This is a genomic window from Afifella sp. H1R (assembly GCF_021462425.1).
GTDB classification, from domain to species: domain Bacteria; phylum Pseudomonadota; class Alphaproteobacteria; order Rhizobiales; family Afifellaceae; genus Afifella; species Afifella aestuarii.
Genome location: NZ_JAKEDY010000001.1, coordinates 1,659,365 through 1,675,996, shown reverse-complemented (window position 1 = coordinate 1,675,996; position 16,632 = coordinate 1,659,365). Strand labels below are relative to the sequence as shown.

Annotated in this window: 15 protein-coding genes; all 15 read left to right on the top strand. The window is 65.7% G+C overall.

Annotation, left to right across the window (positions count from 1 at the left end; translation table 11 throughout):
* Positions 1–90: 90 nt before the first annotated feature.
* The 15 genes from modA to L0F51_RS07925 all read left to right on the top strand — a co-directional run bounded on the left by modA (position 91) and on the right by L0F51_RS07925 (position 16,425).
* The gene (gene modA, locus L0F51_RS08000) at positions 91–867 is read left to right on the top strand and encodes a molybdate ABC transporter substrate-binding protein (RefSeq protein ID WP_234628673.1); all 777 of its coding nucleotides are present in this window, start codon (positions 91–93) and stop codon (positions 865–867) included.
* Positions 864–1,658: an ABC transporter permease gene (locus tag L0F51_RS07995; RefSeq protein ID WP_234628672.1), complete on the top strand. Its 795-nt coding sequence runs from the start codon at positions 864–866 to the stop codon at positions 1,656–1,658. Before modA ends, L0F51_RS07995 begins: the two co-directional genes overlap by 4 nt.
* Positions 1,655–3,247: a ModD protein gene (modD, locus tag L0F51_RS20140; RefSeq protein ID WP_370642333.1), complete on the top strand. Its 1,593-nt coding sequence runs from the start codon at positions 1,655–1,657 to the stop codon at positions 3,245–3,247. Before L0F51_RS07995 ends, modD begins: the two co-directional genes overlap by 4 nt.
* 137 nt (positions 3,248–3,384) lie before the next feature.
* Complete coding sequence (locus L0F51_RS07980) at positions 3,385–4,404, top strand: NAD(P)H-binding protein (protein ID WP_234628671.1); 1,020 nt, start codon at positions 3,385–3,387, stop codon at positions 4,402–4,404.
* A gap of 144 nt (positions 4,405–4,548) precedes the next feature.
* Entirely contained in the window at positions 4,549–5,835 is a 1,287-nt protein-coding gene (locus L0F51_RS07975) for a glycosyltransferase (RefSeq protein ID WP_234628670.1), read from the top strand.
* Between the two features lie 164 nt (positions 5,836–5,999).
* The gene (locus L0F51_RS07970) at positions 6,000–6,317 is read left to right on the top strand and encodes a multidrug efflux SMR transporter (RefSeq protein WP_234628669.1); all 318 of its coding nucleotides are present in this window, start codon (positions 6,000–6,002) and stop codon (positions 6,315–6,317) included.
* A gap of 320 nt (positions 6,318–6,637) precedes the next feature.
* Entirely contained in the window at positions 6,638–7,621 is a 984-nt protein-coding gene (locus L0F51_RS07965) for a LysR family transcriptional regulator (RefSeq protein ID WP_234628668.1), read from the top strand.
* A 734-nt stretch (positions 7,622–8,355) separates the two neighbouring features.
* Positions 8,356–9,663, top strand: a complete 1,308-nt coding sequence (locus tag L0F51_RS07960) for a CitMHS family transporter (protein ID WP_234628667.1) — start codon at positions 8,356–8,358, stop codon at positions 9,661–9,663.
* A 48-nt stretch (positions 9,664–9,711) separates the two neighbouring features.
* Positions 9,712–11,052 (top strand): acyclic terpene utilization AtuA family protein, encoded by a 1,341-nt coding sequence (locus L0F51_RS07955; RefSeq protein WP_234628666.1) that lies wholly within the window; start codon positions 9,712–9,714, stop codon positions 11,050–11,052.
* Positions 11,049–11,363: a hypothetical protein gene (locus L0F51_RS07950; protein WP_128291323.1), complete on the top strand. Its 315-nt coding sequence runs from the start codon at positions 11,049–11,051 to the stop codon at positions 11,361–11,363. Before L0F51_RS07955 ends, L0F51_RS07950 begins: the two co-directional genes overlap by 4 nt.
* A 96-nt stretch (positions 11,364–11,459) precedes the next feature.
* On the top strand, positions 11,460–12,122 hold the full coding sequence (locus L0F51_RS07945) for a CoA transferase subunit A (RefSeq protein WP_234628665.1): 663 nt from the start codon (positions 11,460–11,462) through the stop codon (positions 12,120–12,122).
* On the top strand, positions 12,115–12,771 hold the full coding sequence (locus L0F51_RS07940; RefSeq protein ID WP_128291325.1) for a 3-oxoacid CoA-transferase subunit B: 657 nt from the start codon (positions 12,115–12,117) through the stop codon (positions 12,769–12,771). Before L0F51_RS07945 ends, L0F51_RS07940 begins: the two co-directional genes overlap by 8 nt.
* 115 nt (positions 12,772–12,886) lie before the next feature.
* Complete coding sequence (locus L0F51_RS07935) at positions 12,887–14,062, top strand: acetyl-CoA C-acetyltransferase (RefSeq protein WP_234628664.1); 1,176 nt, start codon at positions 12,887–12,889, stop codon at positions 14,060–14,062.
* A gap of 193 nt (positions 14,063–14,255) precedes the next feature.
* Positions 14,256–15,197: a bifunctional enoyl-CoA hydratase/phosphate acetyltransferase gene (locus tag L0F51_RS07930; RefSeq protein WP_234628663.1), complete on the top strand. Its 942-nt coding sequence runs from the start codon at positions 14,256–14,258 to the stop codon at positions 15,195–15,197.
* A gap of 13 nt (positions 15,198–15,210) precedes the next feature.
* Positions 15,211–16,425, top strand: coding sequence for an acetate/propionate family kinase (locus L0F51_RS07925; RefSeq protein WP_234628662.1), 1,215 nt, complete (start codon positions 15,211–15,213; stop codon positions 16,423–16,425).
* Positions 16,426–16,632: the final 207 nt, after the last annotated feature.

Below are 16,632 nucleotides of genomic sequence, written 5' to 3'. Positions count from 1 at the left end.
CCGGATACGACGAACGGCGGTCTTGCGTCGTCGCTATATAGTCGAACTATATATCGTGGAATTTCTCATCAAGCGGGGGGCAGCTGAGAAATGGCGAAGAGAGGTTTTCTGCCAGGAGCGGCGCTGGTCCTGGTGCTGGTCCTGGCGCTCGTGGCACCGCGGGCCATGGCCGACGAGCTTCACGTCTATGCCGGTGCGGGGTTGCGCCAGCCGGTGAGTGCGATCGCCGATCTGTTCAAGGCGGAGACCGGCACCGATGTCGTCATCGAATTCGGTGGCTCCGGCCAGATCATGGCGCGCTATGCGGAGGCGGGCGAAGGCGACGTCTTCGTTCCGGGTTCGACGTTCTACAGCGACAAGCTCGCGGAGAAGGGGCTCGTGCGGTCGACGCGGCTTCTCGTCGAGCATGGGCCGGTGCTGGCAGTGACGAAGGCGAAAGCCGGCGAGATCACAACGTTCGCCGATCTTGCCAAACCGGGCGTGCGCCTTGGGCTCGGCGATCCCGAGGCGATGGCGCTCGGGCGCACGGCGGAAGATATCCTCAAAGCCTCCGGCATGGCGAAACAGATTCTGCCGAACGTGGCGGTGCGGGCGGCGACGGTGAAGCAGCTCGCTCTCTACGTGTTCGACGGCGATGTCGATGCGGCGATCATCGCGGCGAGCGATGCGGCGATGAACCCGGACAAGGTCGCGATCGTTGCGATCCCGAAGGAGTGGTACACGGCCGAGATCGTGCCGGTGGTGGTTCTGACGACCGCCAAGGAGCCCGAGGCGGCCGAGGCGTTCGCGGAAAAGCTCGCCTCCGACGAAGGGCGCGCGGTGTGGGAGCGCTTCGGCTTCACGCCGGTCGCACGCGACGCCGAATGAACGGGCGGGCGCCACGGCTGCCCATCCCGCTCGATGTGCTGCTCGCGGTTCCGCTTCTCATCATTGCGGCTGCAATCGGGCTCGTCATTCTCGGGCTCGGGGCCAGGCTCACGCCGCATGAGCTGGCTCGGGCGCTGAGCGAACCGGAGACACTGTTTGCACTGCGCCTGTCGTTTTCGACGTCGCTGATCTCGCTTGCTCTTTCGCTGCTTCTCGGCGTGCCGGCCGCCTATCTCCTGGCGCGGCGGCGCTTTCGCGGCATGGCGCTGGTCGACACGCTTCTCGATCTGCCGCTGGTGATGCCGCCGCTCGTCGCCGGGCTCGGGCTTCTTTTCGTCATCGGGCGCGCCTCGCCGCTGCCGCCGCTTGCCGAAATCGGGGCCGTGTTTCTGTTCTCGCCGGCGGGCATCGTGCTCGCCCAGACCTTTATTGCGACGACCATCATCGTCCGGAGTGCGAAAGCGGCGTTCGAGGCTGTCGATCCCGGTTACCGCGACGTCGCCGGCACGCTCGGTCTCCGCCCGGCACGCGTCTTCTTCGCCATCGATCTGCCGCTGGCCGCTGGCGGCATCGTCTCCGGCGCCATTCTCGCCTGGGCGCGGGCGCTCGGCGAATTCGGCGCGACGCTGATGGTCGCCGGCGCCACGCGCTTTCGCACCGAAACCCTGCCGATGGCGATCTATCTCAACATGGCGACGGGCGAGGTGGAGGTGGCGGTCGCCTGTGCGCTCGTGCTGCTGGTGACCGCTTTCGCGCTGCTTCTCATGATGCGCGGGCTGAAACGGGCATGACGGGCGGGCTTACCCTCGAAGGTGTGCGCAACGGCATTCTGCACGACGTCGATTGCCGGATCGCACGCGGCGCCTTCGTCACGCTGATCGGGCCGTCGGGGGCCGGGAAATCCACGCTTTTGAAGGCGATCGCCGGGCTCGTGCGCCATGCCGGCCAGATCCTGTGGGGCGGGGCGGCGATCGAGAGAGCGGCGCCGCATCAACGGGAGATCGGCTATGTGCCGCAGGATCTCTGCCTTTTTCCGCATCGCAGCGTCGCCGGCAATCTTCTGCTCGCGCTGGAGCGGCAGCGGCTCGATCCGGCGGCGCGGCAGGCGCGGGTGGCGCAACTCCTGGAGCAGTTGCGGATTGCGCATCTCGCCGAGCGGCGCCCGAAAGAGATCAGCGGCGGCGAGAAGCAGCGCGTCGCGCTGGCCCGCGCGCTCATCGGCGCGCCGTCGCTTCTCCTCCTCGACGAGCCGTTCAGCAGCCTCGACGATCAGACGCGCCGGCATCTGCAAGGCGAGGTGAAGCGGCTGCACGACGCGTTCGGCCTGACGACGCTCATGGTCACGCACGACCTCGATGAGGCCTTCGCTCTCGGCGACGAGGTGCTTGCGATGCGCGAGGGGAGGCTGAAGGCCGCAGCGCGCCCGGCTTCCCTCGGAGAGGTTCGTGGCGATCATGGCGGGTGCGGTCTTGCGCCTCCGGAAACGATGCGCCCGCCGATTTTGCCCGCACTCCCTCTCCCCAGCCAGAAGGAATCCCACATGCCTGATCTTTCCGATGCCGATCTCAACCGGCTTCTCGCGCAGGATGCGCCTTATGGGGACCTCACCACGCAGGCTCTGCAGATCGGCGGGAAGGCCGGGCGCATGAGCTTTGCCGCCCGCGATGCGATGGTGCTGTGTGCGTCCGAAGAGGCGGCGCGGATGATCCGGCGCGTGGGCGGGGAGATCGCTTCGGTGTTACCGAGCGGATCGACGATCGAGGCGGGGACGGTGTTTTTGAGTGCGGTCGGGCCGGCCGCCGCGCTGCACAAGGCCTGGAAGGTGTCGCAGACGCTCGTCGAATACGCCTCCGGCATCGCCACGCGCGCCAACCGGATCGTCGCGGCGGCCCGGGCGGAGGCGCCGGAGATCGTGGTTGCCTGCACGCGCAAGAATTTTCCGGGCACCAAGGAGATCAGCATCAAGGCGGTGATGGCCGGCGGGGCCGGCATCCACCGGCTCGGGCTGTCGGAAACGATCCTCGTCTTTCCGGAGCACCGCGTGTTTCTGGATGGCGACATGGCGGCGTGGATGACGGCGCTGAAGCGGCACGCGCCGGAGAAGAAGATCGTGGTGGAGAGCGATGACCTCGACGAGGCCGAGGCGCTCGCGAAGGCCGGGGCCGACGTCATCCAGCTGGAAAAGCTGGAGCCCGAGGAAGTTGCGGAGATGGTGCGGCGGGTTGCGAGCCTGACGCCGCGGCCGGTGGTGGCGATGGCCGGCGGCGTCAACGAGGCGAATGCGGCGCGCTACGCGGCGACGGGCTGCGACGTGCTGGTGACATCGGCGCCCTATTTCGGCCGGCCGAGCGATGTGAAGGTCACGATCGAGCGCGGGTGAGGGTGCGCAGGCGGTCGCGTCCACCGCTGCGGTGGGGCCGCAGCGAGGTCTTGTCCCATTGCGTCCAGTCGGTTCGGTCCGCTAGCTGACGCGATGCACGACTTTCTTTGCGCCATGCCAGTCCTGCGGGCGAAGCGATGACGGATCCACAGAATGCGAGCGATCTGAAGCCCAAACGAATCCTCGTTCTGGGCGCGACCGGGACGATCGGCCGTGCCACGGTGAAGGCGCTCATGGCCCGCGGCCATGAGGTCGTCTGTTTCGTGCGGCCGAAAGCCGGTGTCGGCGGGGCGCTGACGCCGGAGGGGACGGCGAAGCTTCTGGAGGGGGCAAAACTGCGCTTCGGCGAGGTGACGGACCCGGCCTCGCTCAGACGCGACGGATTTTCGGGCGAGCCGTTCGACGTTCTCGTCTCCTGCCTCGCCTCGCGCACCGGCGGAGAAAAAGACGCCTGGGCGATCGATTATCAGGCGCATTCAGACGCCCTTGCCGCGGCGCGGGAGGCCGGCGTGAGCCAGATGGTGCTCTTGTCGGCGATCTGCGTGCAGAAACCGCTTCTCGCCTTCCAGCAGGCAAAACTCGCCTTCGAGAAGGAATTGATCGCGTCGGGGCTCACCTATTCGATCGTGCGGCCGACGGCCTTCTTCAAATCGCTTGCCGGCCAGATCGACCGGCTGCGTGCCGGAAAGCCCTATCTTCTCTTCGGCGACGGGCGGCTGACGGCGTGCAAGCCGATCAGCGACGACGATCTCGGGCGCTATCTCGCCGAATGCGTGGATGACGAGGACCGCCACGACCAGATCCTGCCGATCGGCGGGCCGGGCGATGCGGTGACGCCGATCGAGCAGGGGGAAAGGCTGTTTCAGCTTCTGGGCAAGGAGCCGAAATTCAAGCATGTGCCGGTGGCGCTGATGGATGCGATCATCGCCGGGCTGAGCGGGCTTGGCAGGTTCTCGCCGAAGCTGCGCGCCAAGGCGGAGCTTGCCCGGATCGGCCGCTATTACGCGACGGAATCGATGCTGCTCCTCAACCCCGAGACCGGGCGTTACGACGCGGCAGCGACGCCGTCCTACGGCACCGAGACGCTGTTCGATTTCTATGCGCGGCTCGTCACGGGCGAGGCGCGCGTGGAACGCGGCGACCACGCGGTGTTTTGACGGCCAGTCCGGCCGTTTTCCGCCTCCCCGGCAGGCGGGCTTTGCCGCCACGCTTTACAGGCGCTCGGCGATGACGGAACGATCGTCGCGATGAGACGCGCGCACGAGACCGATTGCTTTGCGGAAAGCCCATAGGAGACGCACATGAAAGTGCTCATCCTCACCTATGGATCGCGCGGCGATGTCGAGCCCTATGTGGCGCTGGGCCTCGGGCTCGAGGCGCATGGCCATGACGTCGTGCTGGCGACGAGCTGGCGGTTTCAGGGCTTCGTCGAGGCGCATGGATTGCGCTTCGGGCCGCTCAGCGACGCGCTTCTTGCGATCCTCGACACCGATCAGGGCAAGATGCTGTTGGAGAAGGGCGGCGGCCTCTTTCAGGTCGTCAAAAGCAGCCTCGAGATGTGGCGGCAGCTGAAGCCCTTGCAGCAGGCGCTGATGCAGGAATGCTGGGAAGTCGCCAGGGCGTTTGGTCCCGAGATCATCGTCTATCATTCGAAAGCGGCCGCGGCGCCCTCGATCGCCGACAAGCTCGGCTGCGCCTGCGTGCTCGCGACGCCGGTGCCGATGCATGTGCCGACGCGCGCCTTCCGCTTTGCGATCCTGCCGCGAGTTCCGCTCGGGGGTTGGTTCAACACAGCGAGCTACGGGCTCATCAATGCCGTCGTCAAAAGGGTTTTCGGGCCTCTCCTCCAGGATTTCAGGGGCTCGATCGATCTGCCTGCGATCCAGAGTTACGATCCGCTGAAGCGGGGCGACGGGAGCGATATTCCGGTGCTGCACGGCTTCAGCGAGGTGGTGCTGCCGCGCCCCGAGGACTGGCCCGAGAGCGCCCATGTCACCGGCTATTGGTTTCTGCCCGAGGATGGCGATTGGGCGCCGCCCGAGGCGCTTGCCGCGTTTCTGGCGGGCGGTCCGCCGCCCGTCTATGTCGGCTTCGGCTCGATGTCGGTGCGCCAGCCGGAGACGCTCACGCGGCTCTCGGTGGAGGCTTTGGCGGCCGCCGGTGTGAGAGGCATCCTGGCAAGCGGCTGGGGCGGGCTGAGGGCGGACGACTTGCCGGAGAACGTGCTTCTGATCAAAGAGGCGCCGCATCATTGGCTGTTTCCGCGCATGGCGGCGATCGTGCATCACGGCGGCGCCGGCACGACGGCCGCCGCGCTCAGGGCCGGAAAACCCTCGCTCGTCGTGCCGTTCTTCGGCGATCAGCCGTTCTGGGGCGCGCGGGTGCATGCGATCGGCGCAGGGCCGAAACCGATCCCGAGAGGCAAGCTCAGCGCAGGCCGGCTCGCCGCGGCCATGCGCGAGATGACGCGCTCGCAAGAGATGCAGGCGAGGGCGGCGGAGGTCGGGGCGCTGATTTCCAAAGAGGACGGCGTGGCGGTGGCGCGGGGGCTGATCGAGAGCGCGGGGGCCGGGCCCGCTCGCCGGTAAGTTCGGGGGGATTTTCGCACGAGGTCTTGGCGGAGGCGGTGGCGGGAGATAGATCCCGCCTCAAAAGGAGGACGACCTCTCCCGTTTCGGGTTGCCCAGCTCGGGTCGCCCATTTCGGGCTGCAATGTCCAGGACGGCCTGGCCCATCAGATGTGGAGGGGCTCGTGCCTTGGATCTATCTCGTTGTCGCCGGTATTCTCGAGGTCGTGTGGGCTTTTGCGATGAAGCAGTCCGATGGCTTCAGCCGGCTTGTCCCGACGCTCATTACAGTGACCGCCATGGCGGTGAGCCTGTGGCTTCTCGCGCTCGCCATGCGCAGCATCCCGCTCGGCACGGCCTATACGATCTGGACCGGCATCGGCGCGATGGGGGCGTTCGTCGTCGGGATCGTCTTTCTCGGGGAGCCGCTGAATGCGGCGAGGATTTTGGCTGCGCTCCTGATCGTTTCGGGGCTCGTGCTGATGCGGGTGGCGAGCGCCTGAGGGTTTCGTTCTGCCAGGGCGCGGAGCTGCCGGCTCTCGGATGCAGCCGCGGTTGGGGCGCAGCGCGAAAAAAAACGGGCCGGATCAACCGCTTCCGCGCCGGCCTGCGACCTTCTGCATCGGTGCACTCGTTGCAGAACGTTTCTTACGTGGAAAGAATGAGTTAGAAGGGCAGCACGGTTCTTTCTGGTGCTCTTCACGCAACTCTGGTGCCAGCGTTCGGGACCGAAATGTCCGGTCGATGCGGCTGCGAGCGCCTGCCGTCGACGGCGGGCGGCATCGGCGCCAATCGGCGTCCCCTTGGGTTCAGCGAGGCTGATATGGCGAGAGTTTCTCCGGTACGGACACCCAATGTCCGCCAGATTCGGGCCTTTCTCGCCGTCGCGAAGCATCTGCGCTTCACCCGGGCGGCGGAAGATCTCAACATCTCGCAGCCGGCGTTGACGGTGCAGATCAATCAGCTTGAAGAGGTGCTCTCCATCAAGCTCTTCGATCGCAACAAAAGACAGGTGTCGCTGACGCCGGCGGGGCGCAACCTTTTGCCGATGTTCGAGCGCATCGTCACCGATCTCGAAGACGTGGTCATTGCGAGCACCGATCTCGCCTATGCGCGGCGCGGGGCGGTGCGTGTGGCGGCACTCCCCTCCGTCTCCGCCAGCCTGCTGCCGAAGGCGCTCGTTTCGTTTCGGCGCACGCATCCCAATATCAGCGTGCGCATCCGCGACGTGGTCGCCGACGACATCATCAATCTGGTGAAGGCCGAACAGGTCGATTTCGGCATCGGCATCCGCCTGACGCCCGACCGCGACATCAAGGTCGAGAATTTCATCACCGACCATATCTGCGCCTTCTTCCGGCGGGGGCACCCGATCGAGGACGCACCGCCCGTTCTCACCATCAAGGATTGCGCGCCCTATCCGCTCATCCTGACGAGCCGCACCAGCAGCGTGCGGGTGCTGTTCGAACGGGCGCTGGCGCGCGAGGGGGTGGAAGTCCATATCGCCGGCGACGTGAACTACATGTCGACCGCGCTCGGCATGGTGCGGGCGGGCTACGGCATCGGCATCCTGCCGACATCGGCAGTGGATTCCGGCCATACGATGGGCCTCGGCTTCAAGCGCATCGACGCGCCCTGGCTCAACCGCCGCGTCGGCATCATCCGCAAGTCCGGCCGCTATCTGAGCCCGGTCGTGGAGCATTTCATCCAGGCGGTGCAGGATACGGCGGGCAATCTGCCGAGCGCGAATTTCCGCTCCGTGCGCCGCTCCGAGCCGATCGCATCGGTGGAACGCAAGGCGTCCTGACAAGACGAAGAGAGGGGACGGAGAGGGGGATCACCCTCGACGTTCTTCAGCGTCTCAGACGACCTCGAAGGGGGCGTCGTCCAGATCAGACATTGGGGCGAAAAGGCGGCGAACCGATGGCCGTCCGACGATGTCGGCGTGACGGAAATCGTTTTACTTGCCGGGCACGCGGTCTGCCAGGCGGGGGCCATGCGCTGCCATCCGCGCGTTTTTTCAGCAAAGAGCATTTCCTGTGCAGCCGCCTCGGCTTTCCACTTCGATCGTCGTTCCGCGCGCCCGAGCGGACATGCGAAGAGCTGCAAGGCTCCATCCCGATTCCGCCGCTGGTGGCACGGCTGCCGTCGAGTGTACTCAATTCTGCTGTGAGAACATGCCGGCCTTCGGGGTGTTCGCCGGGCGAAGGCTCGGAACAGCGTGCCGTCGGCGTAAGGCGCTCATTTTTCGGGCATTCTTCGCCAGCTCAGAGCGAGGCCAAGGTGTCCATTTATAATTTTTTCCTATTAGTCCGTTCCAATAAATTCAATTCCTTAAATGTCGCTCTTCTGACACATTCTCTTCCCGAGATGAGGTCGCCTCAGATCAAAAGCAGTTAAGCGACGTATATCTTTGTCATGCGGACGGTAAATCCGCGGGGAAAGTGGCGCCTGTATTTTCTGTTAAATCAGTAGATCCCAAAAACGGGCCCCTTGAACTAAAATATACGTTACTTGGGGCAAGCCAGTTGAGGTCAAGCCATGTTGGCTCTACTCGGACTCATAACAATCCTCGTTCTGCTCACGTCGATCATGACCAACCGGCTGTCGCCGCTGGTCGCTCTGATCCTCGTGCCTCTGATTGCCGCCCTCCTCGGCGGTTTCGGTCTTGAGACCGCAAAGTTCATTGTCGATGGGCTCAAAGGAATTGCTCCGGTCGCGGCGATGTTCGTCTTCGCGATCGTCTTCTTCGGCATCGTCACCGACGCCGGCATGATGGACCCGATCATCGACCGGATCCTGAAGGCCGTCGGCCTGCGTCCGACACGCATCGTCATGGGGACGGCGCTGCTTGCGCTGATCATCCATCTGGACGGGTCGGGTGCGGTCACGTTCCTCATCACCATCCCTGCCATGCTGCCGCTCTATGACCGGCTCGGCATGGATCGTCGCGTTCTGGCCCTGGTCGCGTCTCTCGCCGCCGGCGTCAACTTCCTGCCATGGACCGGTCCGGTGCTGCGCGCCTCCGCCGCTCTCAGCGTTCCCGTCACCGACATCTTCAACCCGCTCATTCTGGTGCAGGTCGTCGGCCTCCTCTTCACCTTCACGACCGCCTATCTGCTGGGTCGGCGCGAAGAGAAGCGTCTCGGTCTGACCGGCGGGGCCGATGCCGCTGGCGAAGCCGTCGTCACCGGCCGCGTGCTCACCGAAGCGGAACAGAAAACCCGCCGTCCGAAGCTCTTCTGGGTCAACATCCTGCTCACCCTCGGCGTGCTCGGGACGATGATGTCGGGTGTGGTTCCTGCCGCCATCATGTTCATGATCGGCACCGTCATCGCCCTCGTCATCAACTATCCGAAGGTCGACGATCAGAAGGCGCGGGTCGACGCCCATGCCAAGGCGGCCTTGATGATGGCGACCATCCTCTTCGCCGCGGGCTCCTTCACCGGCATCATGCGCGGGACGGGCATGCTGACCGCGATGGCGCAGAGCGCTGCCGGCTTCGTGCCGGAGGCGATGGCCCAGCACATCCCGTTCGGCATCGGTCTCATCGCCATGCCGCTCAGCCTCCTGTTCGATCCGGACTCCTACTACTTCGGCGTCATGCCGGTCGTGGCCCATGTCTACGAGAACTTCGGTGGTGCTCCGATCGAAATCGCCCAGGCGTCCGTCCTCGGCCAGATGACCACCGGTTTCCCGGTGAGCCCGCTCACCCCCGCCACCTTCCTGGTGGTCGGTCTGACCGGCATCTCGCTCGGCGAACACCAGAAATTCGCGATCCCCTTCCTGTTCGGCGCCTCCGTCCTGATGACGTTCGTCGCCGCCCTGATCGGTGTCTTCCCCTTCTAACGCCCGGCCCGCTCCGAGCCTGACGTTTCATTCCAGGAGTATTTCATCATGAAAACCATTCGTATCGGTGCCGGTGCCGGATATTCCGGAGACCGCATCGAGCCGGCGCTCGAGCTCGCCCAAAAAGGCAAGATCGACTACCTCGTCTTCGAGTGCCTGGCCGAGCGCACGATCGCCATCGCCCAGAAGGCAAAGCTCGCCGATCCCACCAAGGGCTATGACGCGCTTCTGTCCGATCGCATGGAGGCCGTTCTCAAGGTCTGTGCCGAAAAGGGCATCAAGATCATCACCAATATGGGTGCGGCGAACCCTGAAGCCGGGGCCGAAAAGACCCGGGAAATCGCGGCCGCGCAGGGGCTTTCCCTGAAGATCGCTGCCGTTTCCGGCGACGACGTTCTGGAGACGCTGAAGTCGGGCGACATCAAGATCACCGAGACCGGGCAGCCGGCGGCGTCGATGTCGAACGTGCTCGTCTCCGGCAATGCCTATCTCGGCGCCGCGCCGATCGTGGAAGCGCTGGAGCAGGGGGCCGATGTCGTCATCACCGGCCGCGTTGCGGATCCGGCCTTGTTCCTCGCTCCGCAGATCAAGGAGTTCGGCTGGGCCTTCGACGACTGGGCGCATCTCGCCAAGGGGACGGCCGTCGGCCATCTCCTGGAATGCGGCGGCCAGGTCACCGGCGGCTATTTCGCAGAGCCGGGCCGCAAGGACGTGCAGGGTCTCGGCCATCTCGGCTTCCCGATCGCGGAAGTCAGCGAGGACGGCAGCTTCGTCATCACCAAGGTGGAGAGCGCGGGCGGTCACGTCACGACCGACACCTGCAAAGAGCAGATCCTCTACGAGGTGCATGATCCGAAGAGCTATCTGACGCCCGACGTGACGGCCGATTTCTCGCAGATCACCTTCACCCAGGAAGGCCCGGACCGGGTCCGGGTCGATGGCGTGACGGGCCGCGAGAGGCCGGCGACGCTGAAGGTCTCCGTCGGCTATGTCGACGGGTATATCGGCGAGGGTCAGATCTCCTATGCGGGGCCGGGTGCCTTGGCCCGGGCGAAGCTCGCTCTCGAGATCGTCCAGGAGCGGCTCGACATCATCGGTCTGCAGAGCAGCGAGCTGCGCTACGACCTCATCGGCGTCAACGCCATCCACCGCGACGTCCTCGCGCCTCAGCCCGAGCCGACCGAAGTGCGCGCCCGCGTCACCGGCCGTTGCGAGAGCATGAAGGAGGCCGTGCGCATCGGCAACGAGGTGGAGACCCTCTACACGAACGGCCCGGCCGGCGGCGGCGGTGCGACCAAATCGGCCCGCCAGGTCGTGGCGATGCTTTCCGCCCTCGTGCCACGGGCAGCCGTGACCCCGCGGATCCAGATCATTGAGGTGCAATCATGAAACTCTTCGACATTGCCCATTCGCGTACCGGCGACAAAGGCGACATCTCCAACATCTCGGTCATTGCCTATGACGAGAAAGACTATGCGCGGCTTGCCGCCCATGTGACGGCCGAACGGGTGAAGGAGCATTTCAAGGGCATCGTTCACGGCGACGTCGTCCGCTACGAACTGCCCAGCATCGGCGCCCTGAACTTCGTCATGTACGAAGCGCTCGGCGGCGGCGTGACCCGGTCGCTCGCTCTCGACCCGCACGGCAAGTGTCTCGGCTCCGCGCTTCTGGCGCTGGAAATCCCCGACAGCGACGTCTGAGCCCCTCTTCGGGGGAGGAACTCCCCCCTTCCGGCAGGCCTTCGGCGCAGACCGGTCCTCCCCCGAAGAAACCCTCTCGCAGGCAAGGAAAATATCATGTGCGAAGTCATCTGCGTCGACGATGCCGTTGAACGGATCGAAGACGGCGCGGTGGTGATGATCGGCGGTTTCATGGGCTCCGGCACGCCGCCGCGGCTGATCGATGCCCTGGTGCGGCAGAAGAAGTCCGATCTCACGATCATCTCAAACGATACGGCGAAACCCGGCATCGGCATCGGCAAGCTCATCGACGCCGGCCTCGTGCGCAAGGTCATCACCAGCCATATCGGCACCAATCCGGTCACCCAGAAGCTGATGATCGCCGAGGAGCTCGACGTGGAGCTGGTGCCGCAGGGCACGCTCGCCGAGCGCATCCGGGCGGGCGGCTTCGGCCTCGGCGGGGTTCTCACCCGCACCGGCGTCGGCACGCTGGCGGCCGAAGGCGAGACGACGCTCGAGGTCGACGGCGAGACGTATGTGCTCGCCAAGCCGTTGCGCGCCGATGTGGCGCTCATCAACGCCAAGCTCACCGATTATCTCGGCAATCTCACCTATTCGCTGACGGCGAGGAACTTCAATCCGCTGATGGCGATGGCGGCCGACAAGGTGTTCGCCGAAGCCGAAGCGATCGTCCCGGTCGGAACGCTGGCGCCCGATGTGATCGCCACGCCGCACGTCCTGGTCGACTATCTGGTCTCGAAGGAAGCCTGCCATGGATAACAAGGTTCTGATCGCCAAGCGGATCGCGCAGGAGCTGAAATCCGGCGATCTCGTCAATCTCGGCATCGGCATGCCGACGCTCGTCGCCTCCTATCTGCCGAAGGATCTGGAGGTCTTCTTTCAGTCCGAGAACGGCATCATCGGCATGAGCATGCTGCCGCATCCGGGTCTGGAAGATCTCGATCTGACGGATGCCGGCGGCAATCCGATCGGCGCCGTGCCGGGAGCGGCGGGCTTCGATTCCGGCTTCTCCTTCGGCCTCATCCGCGGCGGGCATCTCGACGTGACGGTGCTCGGCGGCCTGCAGGTCGACGAGCGCGGCTATCTCGCCAACTGGATGGTGCCCGGAAAGATGGTGCCGGGCATGGGCGGGGCGATGGACCTCGTCGCCGGGGCGAAGAAGGTGATCGTCGCCATGACGCACACCGCCAAGGGCGCGCCGAAGATCGTCAAGGAATGCAGCCTGCCGCTGACGGCGGAACGCCGCGTCGATCTGATCGTGACGGAAATGGCGGTCATCACGCCGACCGCGGACGGCCTCGTCCTCAGCGAGGTCGCACCCGGAACGAGCGTCGAGGACGTCCTTGCGGCAACCGAAGCGAGCCTCATCGTTCCCGACGCCGTGGGCGAGATGAAGGTGGCCGCCTGAGCGACCGCCGACAACAACCCTCTCCCGGCACCGCGGCCGCCCGGCAGAACGCGCGGGCGCCTTCAACGGGGCGGGGAGGGGGTCGCAGCAACCTCTTCTCATGGGACATCCCATCATGACTGACATCGTAATCACCGCAGCCGCACGCACCGCCATCGGATCGTTCGCAGGCGGGCTTTCCACGGTTCCGGCAGCAGAGCTCGGCGCCGTCGTCATCCGTGCGCTTCTGAGCCGCGCGGGGCTCGCCCCGCAGGAGGTCGACGACGTGATCCTCGGCCATGTGCTGACGGCGGGGCTCGGGCAGAACCCGGCGCGGCAGGCGGCGATCCAGGCCGGGCTGCCGGTGACCACGACGGCGTTGACCGTCAACCAGGTCTGCGGCTCGGGGCTGCGCGCCGTCGCGCTCGGCCTGCAATCTCTCACCTGCGGCGACGCCAATGTCATCATCGCCGGCGGGCAGGAGAATATGAGCCTCGCCCCGCATGCCACCTATCTGCGCAAGGGCGTGAAGATGGGGCCGGCCGAGATGGTCGATACGATGATCAAGGACGGCCTGTGGGACGCCTTCAACGATTATCACATGGGCATGACGGCGGAGAACGTCGCCGACGGCTACGGCATCACCCGCGAGATGCAGGACGCTTTTGCCGCCGCCTCGCAGCGCAAGGCCGCAGCGGCCCGCGACGAGGGTCGTTTCGCCGCCGAGATCGTTCCCGTGAGCGTGCATTCGCGCAAGGGCGAGACGATCGTCGATGCGGATGAATTCATTCGCCCCGACACGACGCCGGAAGGCCTTGCGAAGCTGCGCCCCGCCTTCAGCAAATCGGGCAGCGTCACGGCCGGCAATGCGTCGGGCATCAACGATGGCGCGGCCGGCGTGGTGTTGATGTCGGCGGAGACGGCCGAAAAGCGCGGCGCGACCCCGATGGCCCGCATCGTCTCCTGGGCGACCGCCGGCGTCGATCCGAAGATCATGGGCACGGGCCCGATCGCGGCCTCGCGCAAGGCTCTCGACAGGGCCGGATGGTCGGCCACGGATCTCGATCTGATCGAGGCGAACGAGGCCTTTGCCGCTCAGGCGATCGCCGTCAACACCGAGCTCGACTTCGACACCGACAAGGTCAACGTCAATGGCGGGGCGATCGCGCTCGGCCATCCGATCGGTGCGTCCGGTGCGCGCATCCTGGTGACGCTTCTCAACGAAATGCAGCGCCGCGACGCCAAGAAGGGCCTCGCCACGTTGTGCATCGGCGGCGGCATGGGCATGGCGCTCTGCGTCGCCCGCGATTGAGGCGCTTAACCACCCGTCATCCTCCTCCCTCGCTCCCCCCGACCTCCGGCCCGACAGCTCCCTCCCATTCCAGATCGGTCCGGCGGTCGCGCCTCCCGCCCGTCCACACTTCCGGGCGGGAGGCGGCAGGGAGCCGCTTCCTCCGCCCGTTCGTCCCCCGTTCATGCCCTCCGCTTATCCTAGGACTTTTCCCATGACTGCCTTTTCTCAGATCCCCGAAACGCGTTCGCACCTCGCCCGCCTCAAGGAACTGTGCGCGCATCTGCCGCCGCTGCCGACCTCCGTTATCTATCCGTGCGACGAGACCTCTCTGCGCAGCGCCGCGGATGGCGCCCGCGAGGCGCTGATCGATCCCGTGCTCGTCGGTCCGAGCGCGGTGATCGAGAAGCTGGCGCTCGCCCATGAGATCGACATTTCGGGCCTGCGTATCGTCGAAGCGCCGAATGCGGCCGCCGCTGCCGCGCGCGGCATCGATCTCGCTCGCGAAGGAGAGACCGGCGCGGTGATGAAGGGGGCGCTGCATTCCGACGAATTGATGGGCGCCGTCGTCAAGCGCGACCGCGGCCTGCGCACGTCGAAGCGCATCAGCCACGTCTTCATGATGCGCGTTCCGACCTATCCGAAATCGCTGATGATCACCGACGGCGTCGTCAACATCGCGCCGACGCTCGAAGACAAGGCGCATATCGCGCAAAACGCCATCGACCTGGCGCGGGCGCTGGGCGTGGAGGCGCCGCGGGTCGCGGTTCTTTCCGCGGTCGAAACGGTCAATCCTAAGATCCCGTCGACCGTCGATGCGGCGGCGCTCTGCAAGATGGCCGATCGCGGCCAGATCCGCGGCGGCATCATCGACGGGCCGCTCGCCTTCGACAATGCGATCTCGGCCGAAGCGGCGCAAACCAAGGGCATCGTCTCGGAAGTCGCCGGCCGTCCCGACATCCTGCTCGTGCCGGACCTCGCGGCGGGCAACATGCTCGTCAAGGAACTCACCTTCCTCGGGCGGGCGGAGGTCGCGGGCATCGTTCTCGGCACCGCCGTTCCGGTGATGCTGACGAGCCGCGCCGACAGCCTCGATTCCCGCCTGTCCTCCTGTGCGCTCGCCTCTCTCGTCGCCAACCATGCCGCGGTGGCGTGAAATGGAGTCTGCCATGCCCTCAGAAATGTCGCGCGAAGGCGCCCTCTTGGTTCTCAACAGCGGCTCCTCCAGCATCAAGTTCACCGTCTTTCAGGTCGCAGACGCGGGGAAAGACATTTCCCCTCTGTTCTCCGGTCAGGTGACCGGCATCGGCACGGCGGCGGAGTTCTCCGTCAAAGACGTCGATGGCGCCTCGCTTGCCCGCGAATCCTGGGCGGAGCGGGATACGGGTGGTGTTGCGCCGCTGTTGCGCGATCTCATCGCCTGGATCCGCGCGCGCCTGCCGGATCTGCCGCTTCTCGCCGCCGGGCACCGCGTGGTGCATGGCGGGGCCGGCTTCCATCACCCCGTGCGGGTGACGAACCACGTCCTCGACGAGCTGGAAACTCTGGTTCCGCTTGCGCCCTTGCATCAGCCGCAGAACGTGTCGGCGATCCGGGTGCTCGCCGAGAGTTTCGATGGCCTGCCGCAGATCGCCTGCTTCGATACGGCGTTTCACCATTCGCAGCCGTTTATGGCGAAGACCTATGGTCTGCCGCGGCGGCTGAGCGAGAAGGGCGTGCAGCGCTACGGCTTTCATGGCCTCTCTTATGAATATATCGCCGGCAAGCTGCGCGAGACGCTGCCGGAGGTGGCCGAGGGCCGGGTGGTGGTCGCGCATCTCGGCAACGGCTCGAGTCTTTGCGGCCTCAAAGACGGACGCAGCATCGATACGACGATGGGTTTCTCGGCGCTCGAAGGCGTGCCGATGGGGACGCGTTCCGGCAGCCTCGATCCCGGCATTCTGATCTATCTCATGCGCGAGATGGGCATGGATGCCGATGCGCTCGAACATCTCCTCTATCAGGAATCCGGGCTTCTCGGCGTTTCGGGCATTTCGAACGACATGCGGGTGCTTCTGGAGAGTGACCGGCCGGAGGCGAAAGAGGCCGTCGATCTCTTCTGCTACCGCGTGGCGAAGGAGATCGGGGCGCTCTGCTGTGCGCTGGGCGGGCTCGACGCGCTCGTCTTCACCGCCGGCATCGGCGAGCATTCGGCACCGGTTCGGGCGCGGGTCTGCGACTACCTCGCCTTCCTTGGGATCTCGATCGACGCGGCGGCGAACGAAAGCGGAGAGACGCTCATCTCCGCGCCGGCGACGCTTCCCGTCGCGATCATCCCGACGAACGAGGAATTCATGATCGCCCGCCATGCCGTCGATCTCATGAATTTCCGCAACGCCGCGTAACGGGATCATGTCTGCTATTTGAGATGCGGCAAGGCGCGTGCGCCTTGCCGGGCCTCCTCTGGGCGGGCTTTGTGCCGGGGCTCTGGCCCGAAGCGCCGGCCCGCGCGGCGCGAACCTGAAGCGTGCCGGGTTTTCCTGGGCGGTTCGCGCATAGGCCAAGGCGTTGAAAAACAAGCTCTGATGGGCGGAGGGGGCCGCAAACGCCCG